This window comes from Methylobacterium litchii, from assembly GCF_038442315.1.
In the GTDB taxonomy this organism is placed as follows: domain Bacteria; phylum Pseudomonadota; class Alphaproteobacteria; order Rhizobiales; family Beijerinckiaceae; genus Methylobacterium; species Methylobacterium litchii.
The window spans coordinates 489795-506669 of record NZ_JBBXMY010000001.1 but is presented as its reverse complement, the minus strand read 5'-3'; the positions used below and the strand labels follow the sequence as shown (position 1 = coordinate 506669).

Here is a 16875-nt window from a genome sequence, read left to right as displayed (position 1 = left end):
TTGGCCCGCATCTTGTTGGTTAGACGATGTTCCAGCCACGATTGATGGCGATGGGCTTGTTCCAAGCGTATTTACCGAAGTGGGTGTTCCTCGCGTCGCTCGCGAAGGTAAGGCACAGCGCATCCGCAAGGTCGGGGCTCTTGCGCCCTGCTTTGCGAATGTCCTTTTTGCTCTGAACCTTGTGCTTGAGACCAACGAATTCATAAGAGGGCAGGCACAGTTCGCTGATCAGCGCGCTGTGATTGGGGATGCTTACGTTGCCAGTGGCAAACCACTCCTTGCACTTGAACCACAGTTCGTCGCGCAGGCTCACATAGCGGTCGGGATCGCGAGGCTTGTTGCTGACGATCACCTCTTTGACCGGCAGGCCCATCGTGCGCAGCAGCCCGGCGATGCCGTGACCCACACCGATGCCGTCCACGCAGATTTCGGTAGGTCTGTCGGCCTTGGGGGTGAGGTCGTATTCCTCACGCACGCGGGCAGCCAACTGCTCGGGCAGCATGGTACCGTACACGATGGGATCGCCCATCATGAGGTTGTCGCGGCGCTTGATGAGAACGCTACGGTCCTTGCCCGTACCCGAGGGGTCAAAGCCCCACACCACAGGATACTTGGGCTGGGGAACTACATCGCGGTTGATGGCCTCCACCACGATATCGCGCGGTATCACGCCATCTTCGTCTTCCAGCGGGAACTCACCCAGCACCTTCACGCGGTACTCGTTGGAACCGACACCACCGAATGACGCTGTGATGCTCCTCAGCCGCTCAGGGCTGATGCCGGGATTGTCGGTGAGTTTGCCGTGTACTGGGGTCCACTCCTTGCTGATCTCCGGGTGTTCCCAAGTGTCGAAGAAGAAGCCGCTCGTGCGCGATGGGTTGCTGATGATGCACAGTTTGGGGTTGGGGTCCGTAAAGATGTTCTGCAACTCTGCGAACACCGGATCGGGCACACCAGTGGCTTCGTCCACAAACACAAAGTTGTTCTTCTGGTGGATACCGCGCGCTGTTTCGATGTTGTCCTTGTTGGCCAAGCGCGTTTCAGCAAATGCCCCCGTGGGGTTCTCCACGCGGTACAGTTTAGTTGCTGTGTATTCGAGATGTTCTTTCAGATATGGTGGCAGTTTGCCGTAGAGGTTGCCCACCTCTTTCCACAAACCCGCTTTGATCTGGTCTTCGCTGGGACCAAAGATGGTCACCTGCACGTCGTTGTGCGTGATCAGAGCCCAGTGGATGAGCACCGCCATCGAGAACGTCTTGCCGAAGCCAATGCCGCCTCGAAAGGTGATCTGCGTGTGGGCTTGGTACTTGGTGACGAACTCCACCTGCTTGGCGTTCAGCGTGGTTCCAAATGCCTGCTGTACGAAGAAGGGAATGTCGTTTCGGAACTGCTCTAGCAGCAGTACCAGATCATCTTGAGATGCCATGCATACCTGAAACTTGGTGGTTTCAAGTATTTACTTGTTAGTGTGCGAAATCAGTGGTTGAACGGCACAAGCGCGGCTGTATGATAGCCTTTTACTAGCAGAGGCATGCTATGGAAAGGTTCTGGATATGGCTGTACAGCAAGACATCGAGGCTCAACCTTACAGCCTCAAAGAAGACCTCAAAGCCACATGGGAACTGATCAAACTGGCTTTCGCACTGTTTTATCTGGGGTGCTTTGTGCTCGCGCTCCTGTTGTCACCGTTTCTCTACTACAGTGGCGCGGGAGCGGAGATACACGCTTGGTTCAACGGGCTATGGCAGGGGCTGGATGCTTTCCTGCGCGAGAACCCCAAGGTGCTGCTGGGCGTGCCCTTCGCACTGCTGTTTGCTCTTGCTTTTCGGGAGTGGGTCAAGGAAGGCGCAGAGAAGTTTGACGCGTGGCGAGCAGCCAAGCGCGAGCCTCACTGAACAGCGCGGCTCTGCAACTCGTTGATGGTGTCGATGCCCTCGCGCAGGATCTTCTCTACGTCCGTCTGAGGCTCGGTGATCGCGCCTCTGTTGAGCCAGTCCGCACTGAGCGAGCCCACCGGTAGCCCCTGTGGGCTCGTCTGCCCACATGCGATCTTGAGGTCAGTGCCGTTCCGCTCGAAGCGACCGCGCAGCCATTCGCCCTGGATCTCCTCGGGATGCCACTTGCCGCAGGTGCCATCGCGATCACCCAGCGGGAACAGCACCTTGAGGATTTCGCTGTTGAGGCTGTTGGGCACGCCCTTGGCTCCCTCTACGTCATAGTCAACGCCGGGCTTGGGATACACACACACGGCGCTGCTGTAGCGCCAGGGCACGCCACCAGCGGCGGGCTGTCGTGCTGCGTCTGAGAATTGAAAGTACACGAGGCGATGGGCGCTGATGCGCTTGCCCAACTGCTGCACGTGATCGCACACGGCGTTCTCGCGCACGATGTCCTTGCGTGCCCGGGTGGCCTGCGCCTCTAGGATGTCCGATCTGCTGCTCCATGCGGTCCACATGGCATTGCGGAACTCGGGCTTCTCGTAAGCGCCGTATCCCACTGCACCCACGCCCAGCAGCACAGTCACCAGCACGGCTGCCAGCGGCTTGCTGGCAAACACCCCCACCACGTTGCCAAAGGCAACTGCTACAGTGCTGGGGTCAGTCCAGCCGCCCCGTGCAGCGGCCTTGCGCCTGCGACGCGGCTTGGGAGCAGCCTGTTGGCTCTCCTCGCAGGTGATCTCCGTTTCGTCCACCTGCGGGTCTCCCTGTTTGGTGCTGTTCCGTATTTATCCAGGGAGCGCGTTCTGACGTGCGAAAGGCCGGGCATTGCCCGGCCTCTGCGTTGCGCGAGGAGCGTGCTAGGCAGCCTTCTTGGCCTTGCGCGTGCCCTGCATGCGTTCGCTGCGCGCGTTGCTGTTGCGCACGATCTGCTGGCGCAGCGCTTCACTATTCGTGATCACCTCCTTGGCCATCTTCAGCCGCTCGATCACCTCATCGAGGCTGGCCGCTGCAAACCACTGGTGATCGCCAAACTTGAGGGCTTCGCGTCCGATCTTGACCCTGTAGCCAGCGCCATCGCGCTTGAACCACGTGACCCGCGCGCTCACTTTCTCGCCCGCCTTGGCCTGCTCTGCCAGCGCCACCTGCCGGTCGATCTTGCTGTAGAACACGCTGACTGCATCGCGTGCCACGGGGGTGTTCTCCTTGGGCGCTGCGAAAGCGATGAACTGATCCATCAGAGATTTGGTGGCCATTTGCGTTCTCCTTGTGCGCCCTGTGCGCCGCTCGTTCTGGATAGCGCCAGCAAGAATGGGTTCAACCAGAGAATAGCCTGCCCAGCCAGAAACCTGCTCTACCTCGCTGTTCTCATTAAATACGTGAAACAGCGCCAGGGCAGGGAGCACTATGGCAACAACAATTCGAGTTAAGATTGCAAACGGCCACAGGCCGCAAGTGAATGCGATTGTGGAAGCATCGCCCGGCACTACGCCGGATGAGGCTGCACAGCAGTGGGTGGCCGCTCGCTATGGGGAGTGGATCACCCGCAACATCACGGAGGCATTTTCGTTCCGCAACGTGGGCGTTGCCCAGTTCGATGTGATGTTCTCTAGCACCGAGCACGCCAGAGAGTTTCAGAGCCTCATCGGTGGCCAGGAGGTTGCTGATGCCTCGTAAGCAGAACGAGCCGGAAGCCTGCAAGGCACGCGGTTTCAAGAAGGGTAGCAGCGGCAACCCCAAAGGCAGGCCACCCATCAATCGCGAAATCCAAGAGATGTGCAGGGAACTCACACCAAAGGTGGTGGAGCGCCTGTTCGACATTGCCATGCACGGGCGCAACGACAGCGCCAGCGTGCAGGCTGCCACTCAAATCCTAGACAGGGCTTGGGGCAGGCCCAAGCAGAGCGTGGACGTCAAGGTGGATCACAACGCGAGCGGACTGGCAGCAGCAATCACGGCGGCACAGGACCGACTGGTGCAGCGGGCCGTGGAAGCCACACGGGCCAACACCATCGAGGGCACAGTGATCGAGGCGCAGCCCGTAGAGGTGAAGCCGTGAAGGGCGAGCGCGACGATAACTAAGTGAAAAAGGAGAACCCCATGCTACGTGAAGAAGACATGCGCCTGCCACAGATCAGGCAGATCACCACACCGGATGGCCAACCACCGGCATACTGTGTGGTGCGATACATCCCGAGCGATGAAGGCAAGTGGCTCACTGAGGCGCTGAGCACTGCGGGGGAATGGGTGCAGCGACCTGAGGGCTTTGTGTTCGATCCCGACGTGATCCTCTTTGGCTGATCACCCGCTAACTGGGCGTTAGCCCTGCCGCAGGGGTCGCAAGCAGCGGTGACATCACGTTAAGTTGAGTGGCAGTAAGCCCGCCCCGAAACATTAGGGGCTTCCCGAATGACCACGTTTGAATGGGCTAGCGAACACATCAAGCGGGACATGCTGGGCCGTCAATACCAAACTGCCCGCATTCTCATGGTGACCGGTGCGCTCAGCCGGCACTTCTACCAGTGGTGCTTAGATGGCAGCATGCGGGTGGAAACTATCCGCTTCAACATACCCAAGGACAATCAGGGCGGTCTCACTATGCTGGTGTTCCCGCTGCGCTGCCCGGACATCGAGGACTGCCGCGGCATCAATAACGCCTACCTCAAGACGAGAAGCGAGTGGGCTGCGCGCCAGGGCTGCTACTGGCTGGCTGAAGACTATCAGGAGTGCAAGCACGGCGGGCACAACACGCGGGGCAAACTGTAGGGGCGTGGTTGGCTGAACCATAGCAGTCGCATTGCAAAATCGTATCGCAAGGGCTTCGCATTACAGAATGCAGTCGCAAGGTAGTTGCACAACCGTGATTGGGTCCAGGTAGAAAAAGGGGGGCCTGCCCCCCTGTGAAGTCCAGGCCCAGCCCTGGCACTGTCCTGGCCACCTAATGGATAGGTGTTACTGTTACAGCGTAAGCCGTTAACCCCCTTTGTTCCCCTCTCCACTATTCCATTGTAATGCCGTGTGCCTTTCGGGCAACCGCTAATTGCTCGCAACATGATAATTGCGCAGATTGTTTGCGAGTGAGGCAAACTCCATCTCCGTCAGCCGCTCCAACAACCGCTGCACACTTGTGGGATGCCACTGGCTGCCCCTGCGTGTGCGAATGCCCCGTGCGTTGAGCGCTGCTGCTGTCTCCCTGACGCTGTGTGCCCCGCTGGCTCGGATCTCCGCTAGCGCAGCAACAAGGCTGCTGGCGTAAGCGTCGGCTGCTGCTGATGCCTCTGCGTTGATCACAGCCGCATGCTTGCCCAACTGCACACCCCTGGCCTTGGCCGCGGCCAGTGCGGCCTTGGTGCGTTGGGAGATGAGGACCGCCTCGTGCTCGGCGAAGGCTGCCATCATGTGCAGCACTAGTCGGTTGGCCTCGGGCATGTCCACCGATACAAACTGCACGCCGCTATCCAGTAGGTTGCTCACGAACCGCACCGAGCGTGCAAGGCGGTCAAGTTTGGCAATGGCTACGGTGGCCTTCTCCTGTTTGGCCATAGCCAGTGCAGCAGCCAGTTGAGGCCGGTCGGCTTTGCGACCACTCTCCACCTCTGTGAACTCCGCTATGAGTTCATCGCCCGTTGCACTGAGATAGTCGGAGACGGCTTTGCGCTGCGCTTCGAGACCCAGCCCGCTAACGCCCTGTTTCTGCGTGCTCACCCGGTAGTAAGCGATGACCCTACGTTTTTGCATGGCTCCTTCACCAAGATGTACACGAGCGGAATGTGCGTATGCGTGTGTACAGCCGTGCTCGTGGCTGTGCGAGTGTAGATTTCTGCTGGCCATGCGAAGTCTTCGGTTGAACAGCAGGGCAAACGGCGCACAATAAGAGCAACAACAGCGCAAACGGCGCAAGGACAGTACATTGTAGCCGGACGCACAAAGCGCCAACCTAACACATTCAGAACATAGAGTTTTATTTGCGCCGTTTCGCACTTTTGATGCGAACTACGGTGTGGCTCCATGAGCGGCGACCAGGGCGGCTGGCTGGCAATACGATTGGAGCATGTTTAATGCGGAAATCGTATGTATCCTTGCCGGTAGCATGGTAACACCAGCAAACTCCAGCCTCTGATCCTGCGTTGAAATCTTCATGTCCCAATTGGAACAAATGTACGCCAGCCTGTACCCAGCGGAAGGTGCTCAACGTGCCGCCGCGAAGAACAAGCGTTTCGTCCATTACACAACAGCCGACGTCGCTCGAAGCATCATCGAGAAGAAACAAGTTTGGATGCGCAGCACACGCGTGATGAACGATTTCCGTGAGATCGAGCACGGCATCGAATGCCTTAACAATGGCCTTAATTCTCCAGAGGGCAAAGCGCTACATGATCTCATATACAGCATCAATGGAGTAGGCCTAACACCGTTCCATAATGAGGCATACATCGGCCTATACAAAAATAGCACTTACATCACCAGCATAAGTGAGCATGATAGCAGCGAGGACAACACTGGCCGTTTGAGCATGTGGCGTGCTTATGGCGGCACAACTGGCGTTGCCATGGTGGTCAACAACAAGCCCTTTATCGAACCCAACGACAACCTCGGCGCATGGACTTTTCCCGTCACCTATTGCGGCACTGATGGCTACATCAGCAAATTCGCGCACATGCACACTGTGATCAGCGGCGATATTGCGTACTATCAGGCGCAAAAATCCTGGATATTGGATAGGTTTTACGACTTCTTGTTGTTCTTGGTTCTGTGCACCAAGCATCCAGGCTTTGCAGAGGAACGAGAGTGGCGCGTGGTGTACAATTCTGTACATACCGCTGAATATATCAAGCAGTCCATTCAGAGTGTCAGGGGTACGCCTCAGATTGTGTACCTGCTCCCGCTTGAGAACATTCCCGCAATCAACTTCTACGGGGCACATTTGCCTGAATTCCTCAGCCACCTCATCATTGGACCTACATTGCATCCAGAGGTTATGCAAAAGGCTTTTGTGAAGTTGCTCGGGGACAATGGTGTGCCCCATCCTGATCTGAACGTGCGGATCAGCGACATACCCTTGCGCCACTACTCATAAGGTTGCTGGGTCCACACCGGCATTCACGTGCTCAAGTGAATGCCGGTGGTTGCTGTGTGAGGCTCCACCATTCGTGAAGGGCTACCATCTGCTGGGTGTTACGAGCATGGCGTCGCCCAAGAGGTCAAAGCGTTCAACCACGTCGTTGCCCTGATAGCGAGTGCCGAATATGTCCTGCACAACATAGCCAATGTGCGGGAACATGCTTGCGTCGTAAAAGTATGATTGTTCGCACAGCCAGTCTGCGTCTTCCTTGAATAGGCTGACCACAAAGCAGTAGGCAAAGGCATCCCAGTCGCCCACCTCATCGAGATTGGTGCGGCTCACTTGTGCGCAGGTGTGTACCACGCGGGCATTGCGATCCGCGGTGGCCTGATCCTCGGGGTGCACCAGCAGCCAGTTGCGCACCAACTGCTGCGCTCGGCTGTCGGCGATGCTGAGACGGGCCCGCATGGCGAGGGCTCGGTTGTGGCTGAGATCCAGTTCGGTCATGGCAACGCTTGCTGTTCACTCATGGTTGTGGCCGGGTGAGCACCCGGCCTGCTGTTGCTTCACTTCTAGTGGGGGCGCATCCGCCTGCGCAGCAGTGCGAGGAGGTTGTGCCTGCTGCGGCGATCACCCGGTGTGTCGCTGGTGAACACCGGGCCACTCATGCGGGGATGGGTGATGCGCCAGTGTCCACCGCCGGTTTTGGTGGCGGTGAAGCCCTGCTTGATCAGGGCACGCCTCACCTCTTGTGCATCACTGCGGCTGCTCATGGGTGGCGGCTGGCATACACGGCTGCACCCGCCATCACGCCCTGATCCACCCAGTCGAACATGGGATGGCCCATCAGTTTCACTTGGGTGAGCCAGTTGAGAAACGCCGTGCTGTCCCCGGTGAAATCGTGAGTGCAATCACTCTCCAGGGTGAGCCAGGGGCGTATGTCGCTGGCCTTGGCCTGAAACGCCAGCACGAGGCTGAACTGCGGGTGCTGCAAGCGCAGCACCAAGCGCTTGTACTCCTTGGGGCTCACTGCGCCGGGCTTGCTGGGCTTGAACCGCACAAGGTTGCTCCTGGCCACCTCCACCTTGGCCCCGTTGAGCGTGCCCTTCACCTTGTTGGTTCCCACCCCAGTGAGGTTGCTGGCAAAGTCCGGAGGCAGCCACCGGGTAATTTCGCTGAGGCCCTCCATGGCGTTGTCGTTGTACATCCACTTTTGAAATGCGCCGTAAGTTATAAAGGCTGGTGACGTGTTCATGTTGTGCTCCTCGTGTTGTGTTAGGCTAATATACTTGTGCCTACCACTTAGCACAACTAAAGAATTGCAATTCTAACGCGTTGCTCTGAGTATTGTTTAACAACGCGGGGCTGACACGCCGACCGTTCAGAGTATGAGCGGTCGGTTCATGGCTCAGTGCTCGGCACTTTCGCCTTCAAGCACGATGCTGAGCCTGCCAGCGGCGGTGATGTAAATGAGTTCCCTGGTGTCTGCCGCGCTCTTGTGGCGCTTCACCATGCACATGGCGTTGGCCTCGCGGATGAGATGCGTCATGGTCGGTTGATCCACCGGCAGCACCATGGGCGCACCCGCCGCATGCAGTGCACGGCCAACCGCCTCCATGTCGTCCATTGTGAAGTACGGGAGTTCCTCCCAGGTGGGATAGTGTGGCTCACCAAACAAGCGGTGGTAAATTGTCTTGATCATCTTGCGCTCCTTTTCCGTTTACTTATGGCTCGCTTGTTTCGCAGCCCCAGGTAAGCCGGAACAGCAGTGCGTCACTTAGTTCGTCAAACTCCACCCACAGGCTGCGGGTGAAGCGAAGATCACCCTCGCGCTGCTGGTCAAAGCCCATTCGGCTTTTGCCCTTGAGCGGGCTGGTGGCCAGCCACTCCAACATGCTGCCGCGCATGCTGCCCAACACGTACTGATCTGGGCACGCTGCGGGCCAGTGAAAGCGATGGTCCATGCTGCCCTTGCAGGCCCCATACATGCCAGGGCTCAGCGCAATATCCGTGTCGTCGTGCGTCTCAATTTCAAACACTACCTTGTGTGCCATTGTGCGGCTCCTCTTGTTGTTGCCCCTAGTATTTAGGTTGGCACACGCGCAACCGTGCTCAAAAGGGTTCAAAACCGCCCATCTTGCTGCCGCAGATAAATACAGTAGAGTTTTCCCTGTACGATCGAGGCTGCATGAGCAAGACAAGTATTGAGATTGGCGTTGTGAAGGGCCGCGAAACTGGCCTGCACGACGCCAGACCACTGGTGAGTGTGGAAGTGTCACCGGGGTCGGTGAGCACTGTGGTCACCAGCGCGGATCAGGCCGACCAGGGCTTGGACATGGGCACGCTGCGTGTGGCCAACGGCAGCCTCCCCATCTTTGTGAGCGTGGGTGTGGAGCCGGATGCCAGTGTGGCTCCCCGCAGGTTTCTCGCTGCCTGGGACACGTTCGAAGGCATCATCAAGAGCGGCCACCGAGTGGCCGTCATGCTGGCGGGCTCCTACTGATGGCCCGGCTCGCTCTGCACACGGGTCCAGTGGGCCGACACAAGCGCATTCCACTGGATGAAGAAGGCAATCTCGAACCCACGGGATCGGAGCCCCAGTACACGCTGGAGAGCGGTGACACCGTTGTGATGGAAGATGGCTCGCCTCTAGTGATGGAGGCTGCCCATGGCGAATAAAAAGATCAGCAGCCTGCCATTCGTTGGCGCACTGGGTGGCGATGAATACTGGCACACCATTCAGGGCGGCGTGGATCGCCGCACCAGCATGGCGCAGTTTGTGGCGTACCTCACACCGTTTTTGCGCGGTGACGCTGGCGTGGGAATTACCGGCTTCACTACTAGTGAAGAGGGTACAGTCACTGTCACGCTGAGCGATGGCAGCACGCACGAGGTGGGCAACCTCCGGGGTGATGCTGGCCCTCAGGGCGAGCAGGGTGTGCAGGGCCTACCGGGCAATACCGGCGAACGCGGAGCCACCGGCCTACAGGGCGAGCGTGGACCACAGGGCGAACAGGGCATTCAGGGCGTGGCTGGTGCTCAAGGCATCCAGGGTGTTCAGGGCGTCACTGGTGCTGCCGGTGCAGATGGTGCGCCCGGCAGCAAGGGAGACACTGGCCCTGCTGGTGCCAAGGGCGACAAGGGCGACCAGGGCATTCAGGGCGTGGCTGGTGCACGAGGCGACACCGGCGAGCAGGGTTTGCCCGGTGCTGCTGGTGCGCAGGGTGCAGCAGGCATCAAGGGAGACCGGGGAGATCAGGGCAACCAGGGCGTTGCCGGTCCTCAGGGTGTCTCGATCACCTCAGCAGCAGTGAATGGTGCTGGCAGGCTCATCGTAACGCTGAGCACGGGCACAGCCATCGACACAGGCTATGTGGTGGGTGCAGCGGGAGCCAAGGGCGACACTGGCGCAACAGGCAGCCAGGGCATTCAGGGCACCAAGGGAGACACCGGAGCGCAGGGCACGCAGGGCGTGCAGGGCGTCAAGGGCGACACTGGCAGCACTGGTGCAGCAGGAGCCGCAGGCAGCAACGGTGTTGGCGTCACCACAGCAGCAGTGAACGGCAGCGGCCGACTGATCGTCACACTCAGCACGGGCGGCACCATCGACACCGGCTATGTGGTGGGGCCACAGGGCACACAGGGCATTGCGGGTCTCAAGGGAGACACGGGCAGCCAGGGACCAGCAGGAGCCAGTTGGCTCAGCGGTTCGGGTGCACCTGCCAGCAGCGCGGGCACGGATGGTGACTTCTACATCGACAGCAGCAACGGCACTTACTACCGCAAGACCTCGGGCAGTTGGTTCAGCCAGGGCACGCTGAATGGTCCACAGGGTCCCACCGGACCCAAGGGAGACAAGGGCGATGTAGGCCCGCAGGGCGCAACTGGTGCCACTGGCGGTGTCACCAGCGTGGCCGGTCGCACAGGCGCAGTCACACTCACCAGCAGCGATGTCTCGGGCATCGGCAGCATGGCCCTGCGCAACGTCACCATCAGCACGGCTCAGCCCTCTGGTGGTGCCAGCGGTGATTTCTGGGTGGTCACGCTCTGATGGCTGTTTCCTATGTAGGCGTTAGCACAGCCGTTACAGCAAATAACCGCAACAGTGCCACTGCCAACGCAAGTAAAGCACTCACGCTACCGGCAAACATCGCCGCTGGCGATCTGCTGCTGCTCAGCGTGATCGCGCTTGTACCCACCAGCACGTTCAGTTTGCCCAGTCAGTGGCAAAAGGTAGATCAGGGAGCGTTGCCCAACAACAAGGGGGTGTATGGGCTCTATTGGGCGCGTCAAGGCATTGACGCAGGATCAATTTCATACTCACTGCCTCAGTACGGTATCATCTATGCGAGAGTTCTCGCTTATCGTGGTGCCAGTACTGCCTACGATCCGCCATGGGAAAGTTACTCGTCAAATGATGGTGATTTTACCACCAACACAAATCCCTACACGGGCTTCAAGACGCCAGCAGTAGCGGCGAACTCAGCGGGCAGTATGGTTGCCGCCATAGCAACCTTTTGGAGTAATTCAGGGAACACATTTACTCCCCCCAGCGGCTGGACAGAGCGCTTGGATGCCAGCACCAGCGTGAACGACTATCTCGTGAGTTATGCGGCAGAAAGTGCCGCCAGCGCTGCCAAAACTGTTCCCGCTGCATCATTTGCGCCCTCGGGCAGCCTTGGCTGGGGCCACGTCTTCACGTTCTCGATTTTTGCCGATGGCAGCGCGCCCGGCAGCACCGCGCCCACCAAGGGCAGCATCAACGTGAACGTAGGTGGCACTTGGAAACAGGCGCAGAGCCTATGGGTCAACAGCGCAGGCACATGGAAGCAGGCTCAGAGCGTGTTCACCAACGTGGGTGGCACATGGAAGCAAGTGCTTTAAGCGAACCGGGCAGCGGGTGAGCACACCTTCAACGACTGACGGGGTTGCTGCCCGGTCGCAATCGTATTTAACTGCTCACAGGTAGAACAACTCCGGGAGAGGAGTGAAACCCGGAGTTGTTCGCCGTCCTGAAGGAGTACGAGAGCAGGGTCACAACATCCTGCTGGCTCACTTCTATTTATTGTTGGGCGATCCTATCGAGGCGTTCCGCTTTTCGGCGATGCCTGCCATCGGCTGTGCCCTGCACGTACTCGCAGTTGGTGGGGCTCCACGGCTCGTCGGGATAGGGGCGCACCATGTGGCCCGGTTCCAGCGCATGTGGGCTCGCACGCCATATGCGCATCCACTCTCGGCCCGTGATCGAGAACGCCTCACCGGATCGCTCTGCGCGACGTTGGGCATAGGTGCACTCGTTGCGCACCCGGTTGCGTGCCGCATCCAACAGCGCCTTGGTGGCTGCATCCATCTCCTTGTGCACGCGATAGGGCTGAGGCGCAGGCTTGGGTGGGGGTACACGTTTGGGCTTGGGCGGGGGTTCTAGCCGGGGCTTGGCCTGCACAGTGCCACCCAGTTCCGTGATCCACTGCTGCACTGTGAGGGTGCGAACGCCCCTGTAATTGGGGATGCGGTGTGCTCCCCTTCTCGCTCGACCAAGCCTGAACTCGATGTTTCTGGCGCTCCAGGGTTCATCATCATTGATGCGCGTGACGTAGCCACGTTCATACCGCTGGGGATGACTGCGCCACACATCAACCCACTCCCGCACGCAAAGGTCAAAAGTCTCAGCAATTCGGGCTGCTTGAATGCGATGATATTGGAACGTGTTTCTTACGGTGGCCTCTGTTGGCAACGCTCACTCCGTTATGCTTTTGTTGCTGTGATGCCGTGCTTGGTACACCAAGTTCTATATGTCTGTGTGCCAGTCTTCGATATTAGCGTGTCGGGATTGGAGAACCTGATTTCGATTTGGTAATCCGGGTACTGCTTGCGCACGGCTGCCATCTTGCGGCGGTCACTCTCTGGGAAACGTCCTTTGACTTCGATAATCCGCTTGGCAATGGGATCGATAAAGTCTGGCTGATAGTGATGCGCGATGGTGTAGGGCATGCGAGTGGTTTCGTACTCGAATTCCGCACCCAACTGCTGCCGCACCCGGTGTTCCAGTGCATTGCGACAGCCACCGAACTTGGCCCGTTTGGCTGCCAGTGTGACCTTGGGCTTGCCAGTGCGACCGCCCCTCACTGATCATACCTTTGCTGGAACTTGCGCAGCGCGACTTGTCCAACCTTCTGTATGGCTGCCTTCTCCTCGTCAGTGACGCCAGGGAGATCGCGAAGAAGGATGCCGTAATCGCGGATGGCCTCAAAGATCGTAAGAGCCGCCATGATCTGTTCGTTGGTCATGGGATGGCCAGCCTAGCGAGCACAACGTTTTCGCCACTATGCCAAGCAAGAAGCACACGCTCGTACGCAAACAACTGTTCTCGAAGGCGATCAATTTCATCGCACAATGCCTTTGCTTCCCCCATCAAGCCTTTGCGTGGCGTTGGATAAGGGATGAGACCCTTGTTGTTCATCTCTTGTAGTTTTTGTTGAACGGTCTCAAAGCGCGTTCGTGCATCAAGAAACTTTCGCAGAACTTGTAGTGCATGCTGGTCGTTGGCAGTGAATGTGGGTTCGTTGGTCATGGGTGCAGGAACAGAGCGCGCTCTGCCTCCCGGCGACGCACCAGCCCGGCGAGGGTCTTGCCTGCTGCCTTGGTCCACACGAGGAACTGATCGGCTGCCTCTTGGGTGCGGCCAGCGTTGAGGCGCTTGATCAGCGTGCTCTTGGCCAGCGCAGCCGGGCCGATGTTGTAAGCGAGCGCCACGAGGGCACTGAACTGGTTATCCGTCACCTTCACACGTAGTGAAGCCGCTACCGCCTTCTCGAACCGCGCGAGATCGCCGTGCAGCAGTTCAACCGCACGCTGCGGGGTGATGGTGAGGTTGGCTGTTACGTCCGGGCCGGTGTGCCCAAAACCCACAGTGAGCACTCCTGCGGCGCACCTGTAGGCGTGTAGTTCACACCCTTCGAACTGGCGGATCAAGTCTACGCCGCTGTTGTTTGTCTTCTGCATGCCAGTATTTATTCGCTGGCAGCGCACTCTCCTGTTCTGTTCTTATTTGACGTAGCAAACTAGCCTAGTGCTATAAATAAGAATGAACACAGGCGCTTATCCATATGCCTGTAAGAGGAGACGCATCATGATGAACACCGCAGAACTGGAAAGCATCCTACGCAAGAACGGCATTGACCCCATCAAGGTGGCCAAGTTCAACAGGCCGCTCACTCAGCCGAATATGGGCACTGAGATCACTAGTGATGGCCAAGGCGTGCAACCATTAGAGCAGGGCAATCATACTAGCCTAGAGCGTGTATCCATTATTAACGCCCTTACTAATGGGAATAATGTTACTAATGGATACACGCCTGCTGGCTACGCCATTGGCTGCGTACCAGAGGAATATCCGGCTACCGCCATCGAGAAAGAACAAGGCAATAACGGGCACACGCCTTCGCCCACTCAGGCCGACGTGCCGGGTAATGGGGATGTGCCAGCAGAAGTAATCGAGAATAACTGCGAGCAGGGTGAGGATGACGCCGCCCGCGCAACCATTATGCCTGCGCCCTTCTATCTCAAAGTAGACCTGTTCGACAACGGCACAGGCAAGAACGGTAAGAGCAAGAGCAACCGCTACAAGGTGAAGATCCACTTCTGCATGGAAGATGGCGGGCTCATGCACAGTTACCTGGGTGCATTCCACCCCGTTGCACGCGGCTTCCGCAACAACGTTCCCGAGGGATATGAGCAAGACGAGTTCTACGTCGAGATTGATCACGCAATTGATCGCGCCAATCTCGGCGACACCAAATATCACATTCGCCCACTGGGAGCCAAGTTCAAGGACGCCGACAACAAGGTGATCATCTATACGGCAGCGATCGTGTTCTGGGAAGCCAGTGAACAGCACCCCACGATCTTGGTGAGCCTACAGGGCTGGGGAACCGAAGTGGTGCTCGACAAGCGTCCCGCTGGTAGCCGTGCAGGCAACAACTTGCTGGCTTACGGCATCTGGATCAACCCGGACATGAAGACTAAGCGTGAGGTGTTCGAGAACAAGAAGGGTGGCAAAACTCTGCTTGAAACAATGCGCCTCGAAAAGATGGGGCTTAAGTAACATGAAGGTTGCAAACGCTTATCAGACCCAATTGCTTGACGTGGAGGCCGACGAAATCGAGCCTTTGTACGACATCGTATGCGCCACAATGCCATACGAGAGCGGCACAACTGCCGAACTCCTGTTGCGACTGCGCATGCGCATGGAACGCCGCATGCGCAACGGTCAGGGCATGTACCTCAACGTGCATCAGTTCCACACCATCGTCCGAATGAAGGACAAGTGGAACATCGGAGATAAATAGATAACAATAAACTGAGGTACAGCACATGCAAAAGGGAACCAAGCATTCGGATGAAACCAGGGCACGTATCGCTCTAAGCAAGACAGGACAGAAACCCAGCGCGGACACCTGCTCGGCCATCAGCAACAGCCTTAAGGGCAAGAGCAAGAGCCCGCAGCATCGTGAAAACATCAAGATTGCTGCACTGGCTCGCTACGCACGCCTACGTGCTGAGCAATCCAACCACGCACCTAACTAACTGACAAACAACAAGAAAAAGAGGAGATTTCGCATGTTTGATCTAGATCATTACCCCGTGGAAATGGAATACGAGTACAGCGACGACTGGAGAAATCCTCATGTGGTGTCGTTTAAGGTACCATCGGACGCGATGTTCTTCTTGCGCGATGTTATGCCGAGCAGAGTGCGCAAGTTTGCTCTCAAGCACGATTTCGCAATCGAGAGAGTTTCAATTGGAGATCGCGAGGCTGCCACAACCTTTGGTATGCAAGCATTCGCTGATTGGCTTCGCAATAACGTGGGCGAAGCCGATGATGATTGGATGCTCAGCAGCGTCGAAGGCAATCTCGATTGGTGGGTGCGTGTGCGCTTTGCGGATAAGAACAAGGCTATGATGTTCAAACTTACCCATAGCAGCAACTAACAATAAAAAAAGAGGACCACATGAAGTACACCGAACTCAAGGGCGGCGAGTTTCCGCACCTCATCACGGTAGAAATTAACGGCTCTGTCATCAACGGCCTCGTGTCGTCAATCGGGATGATGGTGTTCAAAGAGATGTTTGATCTCCGTCAAGCAATTTCCGAAAAGTACCGCCGATTTGCCATGTTGGATTTCGATAAGAATGGCATTGCGATGTCGGTTGCCAACGACAGGTACAGCGGCTGGCTGGATAGCAACGTGCCCAATGACTGGGAAATCACAACCTTGATCCCCGCAACCACGCCCATCAAGGTGAACCGCTATCAGCCTTATCCGGTGGAGATTGCCTTCCGCACCAAGGATCAGGCCATGCTGTTCAAACTTACCTACGACAACAACTAAGAAAACGCCGAGGAGACAACCATGTGCGACCTAATCGAATTTCCAGCGCAGCAGCCCCAGCAGCCAGCCACCCGCACTCGCGGCATGCCAACGGCTCGCATCATTTTCAGCGAGCGCGTCACCAAGCCCAGCACATACGGCAAGGACGTTGAGTATGCCCGGCTGAGCGACGAGGATCACGACTACCTGCGTGGCCTCGCTCTGGGCCTCTGGGACGTGAGGGCTTCACTGCGCAGCGTGCTGAGCGCACCCAGCACTATGTATGGCCGTCGCGGCGCTGGCCGCAAGCAGACCCTTGAGGACATCCTAGAGGGCATTGTGGAGAAGATGCAGGGCAACCATCCCGTGGTGCGTGCCCGTGTGGGCAAAGACCTCTCCATCAAGCAGTTGACGGCCTTCAACCGCATCGTGCGGGATGTGAACGCGCTGCTGGGCTCCACCTTCGCAGAGACAAGCGTGCCCTGAGGGCTTCACTACTAGTGGG

Annotated in this window: 27 protein-coding genes; 14 read left to right on the top strand and 13 right to left on the bottom strand. The window is 57.9% G+C overall.

Going from position 1 to position 16875, the window contains the following annotated elements; translation table 11 throughout:
• Window positions 1–19: 19 nt before the first annotated feature.
• Window positions 20–1426, bottom strand: coding sequence for a hypothetical protein (locus AAHF99_RS02650; RefSeq protein ID WP_342162545.1), 1407 nt, complete (start codon window positions 1424–1426; stop codon window positions 20–22).
• A 127-nt stretch (window positions 1427–1553) separates the two neighbouring features.
• Here AAHF99_RS02650 and AAHF99_RS02645 point away from each other — a divergent pair, with 127 nt between their 5' ends.
• Window positions 1554–1895 (top strand): hypothetical protein, encoded by a 342-nt coding sequence (locus tag AAHF99_RS02645; RefSeq protein ID WP_342162544.1) that lies wholly within the window; start codon window positions 1554–1556, stop codon window positions 1893–1895.
• Here the strand turns inward: AAHF99_RS02645 and AAHF99_RS02640 are convergent.
• Together AAHF99_RS02640 and AAHF99_RS02635 are read right to left on the bottom strand one after the other, a co-directional pair.
• On the bottom strand, window positions 1889–2692 hold the full coding sequence (locus tag AAHF99_RS02640) for a hypothetical protein (protein WP_342162543.1): 804 nt from the start codon (window positions 2690–2692) through the stop codon (window positions 1889–1891). The two genes, AAHF99_RS02645 and AAHF99_RS02640, sit on opposite strands and share 7 nt — an antisense overlap.
• A gap of 105 nt (window positions 2693–2797) precedes the next feature.
• Complete coding sequence (locus tag AAHF99_RS02635) at window positions 2798–3193, bottom strand: hypothetical protein (protein WP_342162542.1); 396 nt, start codon at window positions 3191–3193, stop codon at window positions 2798–2800.
• 151 nt (window positions 3194–3344) lie between these two features.
• On the opposite strand from AAHF99_RS02635, the gene AAHF99_RS02630 reads away from it, so the two are divergent.
• The 4 genes from AAHF99_RS02630 to AAHF99_RS02615 all read left to right on the top strand — a co-directional run bounded on the left by AAHF99_RS02630 (window position 3345) and on the right by AAHF99_RS02615 (window position 4703).
• Entirely contained in the window at window positions 3345–3614 is a 270-nt protein-coding gene (locus tag AAHF99_RS02630) for a hypothetical protein (RefSeq protein ID WP_342162541.1), read from the top strand.
• The gene (locus tag AAHF99_RS02625) at window positions 3604–3996 is read left to right on the top strand and encodes a DUF5681 domain-containing protein (protein ID WP_342162540.1); all 393 of its coding nucleotides are present in this window, start codon (window positions 3604–3606) and stop codon (window positions 3994–3996) included. Before AAHF99_RS02630 ends, AAHF99_RS02625 begins: the two co-directional genes overlap by 11 nt.
• Before the next feature lie 41 nt (window positions 3997–4037).
• Window positions 4038–4238 (top strand): hypothetical protein, encoded by a 201-nt coding sequence (locus tag AAHF99_RS02620; RefSeq protein ID WP_342162539.1) that lies wholly within the window; start codon window positions 4038–4040, stop codon window positions 4236–4238.
• Between the two features lie 108 nt (window positions 4239–4346).
• Entirely contained in the window at window positions 4347–4703 is a 357-nt protein-coding gene (locus AAHF99_RS02615) for a hypothetical protein (protein ID WP_342162538.1), read from the top strand.
• Window positions 4704–4973: 270 nt separating this feature from the next.
• Here the strand turns inward: AAHF99_RS02615 and AAHF99_RS02610 are convergent, their stop codons facing one another.
• A complete protein-coding gene (locus AAHF99_RS02610) occupies window positions 4974–5675 on the bottom strand; it encodes a recombinase family protein (protein ID WP_342162537.1) in 702 nt (233 codons plus the stop codon).
• Window positions 5676–6075: 400 nt separating this feature from the next.
• On the opposite strand from AAHF99_RS02610, the gene AAHF99_RS02605 reads away from it, so the two are divergent.
• Entirely contained in the window at window positions 6076–7014 is a 939-nt protein-coding gene (locus tag AAHF99_RS02605; protein ID WP_342162536.1) for a DUF2971 domain-containing protein, read from the top strand.
• A gap of 81 nt (window positions 7015–7095) precedes the next feature.
• On the opposite strand, the gene AAHF99_RS02600 is transcribed toward AAHF99_RS02605, so the two are convergent.
• From AAHF99_RS02600 to AAHF99_RS02585, 4 genes are all read right to left on the bottom strand, one after another.
• Window positions 7096–7506: a hypothetical protein gene (locus tag AAHF99_RS02600; RefSeq protein ID WP_342162535.1), complete on the bottom strand. Its 411-nt coding sequence runs from the start codon at window positions 7504–7506 to the stop codon at window positions 7096–7098.
• 262 nt (window positions 7507–7768) lie between these two features.
• Window positions 7769–8254, bottom strand: a complete 486-nt coding sequence (locus tag AAHF99_RS02595) for a hypothetical protein (RefSeq protein ID WP_342162534.1) — start codon at window positions 8252–8254, stop codon at window positions 7769–7771.
• A gap of 153 nt (window positions 8255–8407) precedes the next feature.
• Entirely contained in the window at window positions 8408–8701 is a 294-nt protein-coding gene (locus tag AAHF99_RS02590) for a hypothetical protein (protein ID WP_342162533.1), read from the bottom strand.
• Between the two features lie 22 nt (window positions 8702–8723).
• A complete protein-coding gene (locus AAHF99_RS02585; RefSeq protein WP_342162532.1) occupies window positions 8724–9053 on the bottom strand; it encodes a hypothetical protein in 330 nt (109 codons plus the stop codon).
• Window positions 9054–9187: 134 nt separating this feature from the next.
• On the opposite strand from AAHF99_RS02585, the gene AAHF99_RS02580 reads away from it, so the two are divergent.
• From AAHF99_RS02580 to AAHF99_RS02570, 3 genes are all read left to right on the top strand, one after another.
• Window positions 9188–9502 carry a hypothetical protein gene (locus AAHF99_RS02580; RefSeq protein WP_342162531.1) on the top strand — a complete coding sequence of 105 codons (315 nt, stop codon included), beginning with the start codon at window positions 9188–9190 and terminating at the stop codon, window positions 9500–9502.
• A 165-nt stretch (window positions 9503–9667) separates the two neighbouring features.
• Entirely contained in the window at window positions 9668–11050 is a 1383-nt protein-coding gene (locus tag AAHF99_RS02575; protein ID WP_342162530.1) for a collagen-like domain-containing protein, read from the top strand.
• The gene (locus AAHF99_RS02570; RefSeq protein WP_342162529.1) at window positions 11050–11883 is read left to right on the top strand and encodes a hypothetical protein; all 834 of its coding nucleotides are present in this window, start codon (window positions 11050–11052) and stop codon (window positions 11881–11883) included. The genes AAHF99_RS02575 and AAHF99_RS02570 overlap by 1 nt, the downstream gene beginning before the upstream one ends.
• A 178-nt stretch (window positions 11884–12061) precedes the next feature.
• On the opposite strand, the gene AAHF99_RS02565 is transcribed toward AAHF99_RS02570, so the two are convergent.
• From AAHF99_RS02565 to AAHF99_RS02545, 5 genes are all read right to left on the bottom strand, one after another.
• Complete coding sequence (locus AAHF99_RS02565; RefSeq protein ID WP_342162528.1) at window positions 12062–12349, bottom strand: hypothetical protein; 288 nt, start codon at window positions 12347–12349, stop codon at window positions 12062–12064.
• 395 nt (window positions 12350–12744) lie between these two features.
• The gene (locus tag AAHF99_RS02560; protein ID WP_342162527.1) at window positions 12745–13125 is read right to left on the bottom strand and encodes a PDDEXK family nuclease; all 381 of its coding nucleotides are present in this window, start codon (window positions 13123–13125) and stop codon (window positions 12745–12747) included.
• Window positions 13122–13286 carry a hypothetical protein gene (locus tag AAHF99_RS02555; RefSeq protein WP_342162526.1) on the bottom strand — a complete coding sequence of 55 codons (165 nt, stop codon included), beginning with the start codon at window positions 13284–13286 and terminating at the stop codon, window positions 13122–13124. Before AAHF99_RS02555 ends, AAHF99_RS02560 begins: the two co-directional genes overlap by 4 nt.
• Window positions 13283–13570, bottom strand: a complete 288-nt coding sequence (locus tag AAHF99_RS02550) for a hypothetical protein (protein WP_342162525.1) — start codon at window positions 13568–13570, stop codon at window positions 13283–13285. Before AAHF99_RS02550 ends, AAHF99_RS02555 begins: the two co-directional genes overlap by 4 nt.
• Window positions 13567–14001, bottom strand: a complete 435-nt coding sequence (locus AAHF99_RS02545; protein ID WP_342162524.1) for a lysozyme — start codon at window positions 13999–14001, stop codon at window positions 13567–13569. The genes AAHF99_RS02550 and AAHF99_RS02545 overlap by 4 nt, the downstream gene beginning before the upstream one ends.
• Before the next feature lie 127 nt (window positions 14002–14128).
• Between AAHF99_RS02545 and AAHF99_RS02540 the strand changes: the two genes are divergently transcribed.
• From AAHF99_RS02540 to AAHF99_RS02520, 5 genes are all read left to right on the top strand, one after another.
• Window positions 14129–15103, top strand: a complete 975-nt coding sequence (locus AAHF99_RS02540; RefSeq protein ID WP_342162523.1) for a hypothetical protein — start codon at window positions 14129–14131, stop codon at window positions 15101–15103.
• 1 nt (window position 15104) lies between these two features.
• A complete protein-coding gene (locus AAHF99_RS02535; RefSeq protein WP_342162522.1) occupies window positions 15105–15347 on the top strand; it encodes a hypothetical protein in 243 nt (80 codons plus the stop codon).
• A 271-nt stretch (window positions 15348–15618) separates the two neighbouring features.
• The gene (locus AAHF99_RS02530; protein WP_342162521.1) at window positions 15619–15990 is read left to right on the top strand and encodes a hypothetical protein; all 372 of its coding nucleotides are present in this window, start codon (window positions 15619–15621) and stop codon (window positions 15988–15990) included.
• A gap of 20 nt (window positions 15991–16010) precedes the next feature.
• Complete coding sequence (locus AAHF99_RS02525; RefSeq protein WP_342162520.1) at window positions 16011–16391, top strand: hypothetical protein; 381 nt, start codon at window positions 16011–16013, stop codon at window positions 16389–16391.
• 21 nt (window positions 16392–16412) lie between these two features.
• The gene (locus AAHF99_RS02520) at window positions 16413–16856 is read left to right on the top strand and encodes a hypothetical protein (RefSeq protein ID WP_342162519.1); all 444 of its coding nucleotides are present in this window, start codon (window positions 16413–16415) and stop codon (window positions 16854–16856) included.
• Window positions 16857–16875 lie beyond the last annotated feature (19 nt).

Excerpts from the sequence above, each read along its gene's own strand:
- AAHF99_RS02650 (WP_342162545.1), bottom strand. The coding sequence starts at position 1,426 with ATGGCATCTCAAGATGATCTGGTACTGCTGCTAGAGCAGTTCCGAAAC.
- AAHF99_RS02645 (WP_342162544.1), top strand. The coding sequence starts at position 1,554 with ATGGCTGTACAGCAAGACATCGAGGCTCAACCTTACAGCCTCAAAGAA.
- AAHF99_RS02635 (WP_342162542.1), bottom strand. The coding sequence starts at position 3,193 with ATGGCCACCAAATCTCTGATGGATCAGTTCATCGCTTTCGCAGCGCCC.
- AAHF99_RS02630 (WP_342162541.1), top strand. The coding sequence starts at position 3,345 with ATGGCAACAACAATTCGAGTTAAGATTGCAAACGGCCACAGGCCGCAA.
- AAHF99_RS02625 (WP_342162540.1), top strand. The coding sequence starts at position 3,604 with ATGCCTCGTAAGCAGAACGAGCCGGAAGCCTGCAAGGCACGCGGTTTC.
- AAHF99_RS02620 (WP_342162539.1), top strand. The coding sequence starts at position 4,038 with ATGCTACGTGAAGAAGACATGCGCCTGCCACAGATCAGGCAGATCACC.
- AAHF99_RS02615 (WP_342162538.1), top strand. The coding sequence starts at position 4,347 with ATGACCACGTTTGAATGGGCTAGCGAACACATCAAGCGGGACATGCTG.
- AAHF99_RS02610 (WP_342162537.1), bottom strand. The coding sequence starts at position 5,675 with ATGCAAAAACGTAGGGTCATCGCTTACTACCGGGTGAGCACGCAGAAA.
- AAHF99_RS02605 (WP_342162536.1), top strand. The coding sequence starts at position 6,076 with ATGTCCCAATTGGAACAAATGTACGCCAGCCTGTACCCAGCGGAAGGT.
- AAHF99_RS02600 (WP_342162535.1), bottom strand. The coding sequence starts at position 7,506 with ATGACCGAACTGGATCTCAGCCACAACCGAGCCCTCGCCATGCGGGCC.
- AAHF99_RS02595 (WP_342162534.1), bottom strand. The coding sequence starts at position 8,254 with ATGAACACGTCACCAGCCTTTATAACTTACGGCGCATTTCAAAAGTGG.
- AAHF99_RS02590 (WP_342162533.1), bottom strand. The coding sequence starts at position 8,701 with ATGATCAAGACAATTTACCACCGCTTGTTTGGTGAGCCACACTATCCC.
- AAHF99_RS02585 (WP_342162532.1), bottom strand. The coding sequence starts at position 9,053 with ATGGCACACAAGGTAGTGTTTGAAATTGAGACGCACGACGACACGGAT.
- AAHF99_RS02580 (WP_342162531.1), top strand. The coding sequence starts at position 9,188 with ATGAGCAAGACAAGTATTGAGATTGGCGTTGTGAAGGGCCGCGAAACT.
- AAHF99_RS02575 (WP_342162530.1), top strand. The coding sequence starts at position 9,668 with ATGGCGAATAAAAAGATCAGCAGCCTGCCATTCGTTGGCGCACTGGGT.
- AAHF99_RS02570 (WP_342162529.1), top strand. The coding sequence starts at position 11,050 with ATGGCTGTTTCCTATGTAGGCGTTAGCACAGCCGTTACAGCAAATAAC.
- AAHF99_RS02565 (WP_342162528.1), bottom strand. The coding sequence starts at position 12,349 with ATGGATGCAGCCACCAAGGCGCTGTTGGATGCGGCACGCAACCGGGTG.
- AAHF99_RS02555 (WP_342162526.1), bottom strand. The coding sequence starts at position 13,286 with ATGACCAACGAACAGATCATGGCGGCTCTTACGATCTTTGAGGCCATC.
- AAHF99_RS02550 (WP_342162525.1), bottom strand. The coding sequence starts at position 13,570 with ATGACCAACGAACCCACATTCACTGCCAACGACCAGCATGCACTACAA.
- AAHF99_RS02545 (WP_342162524.1), bottom strand. The coding sequence starts at position 14,001 with ATGCAGAAGACAAACAACAGCGGCGTAGACTTGATCCGCCAGTTCGAA.
- AAHF99_RS02540 (WP_342162523.1), top strand. The coding sequence starts at position 14,129 with ATGATGAACACCGCAGAACTGGAAAGCATCCTACGCAAGAACGGCATT.
- AAHF99_RS02535 (WP_342162522.1), top strand. The coding sequence starts at position 15,105 with ATGAAGGTTGCAAACGCTTATCAGACCCAATTGCTTGACGTGGAGGCC.
- AAHF99_RS02530 (WP_342162521.1), top strand. The coding sequence starts at position 15,619 with ATGTTTGATCTAGATCATTACCCCGTGGAAATGGAATACGAGTACAGC.
- AAHF99_RS02525 (WP_342162520.1), top strand. The coding sequence starts at position 16,011 with ATGAAGTACACCGAACTCAAGGGCGGCGAGTTTCCGCACCTCATCACG.
- AAHF99_RS02520 (WP_342162519.1), top strand. The coding sequence starts at position 16,413 with ATGTGCGACCTAATCGAATTTCCAGCGCAGCAGCCCCAGCAGCCAGCC.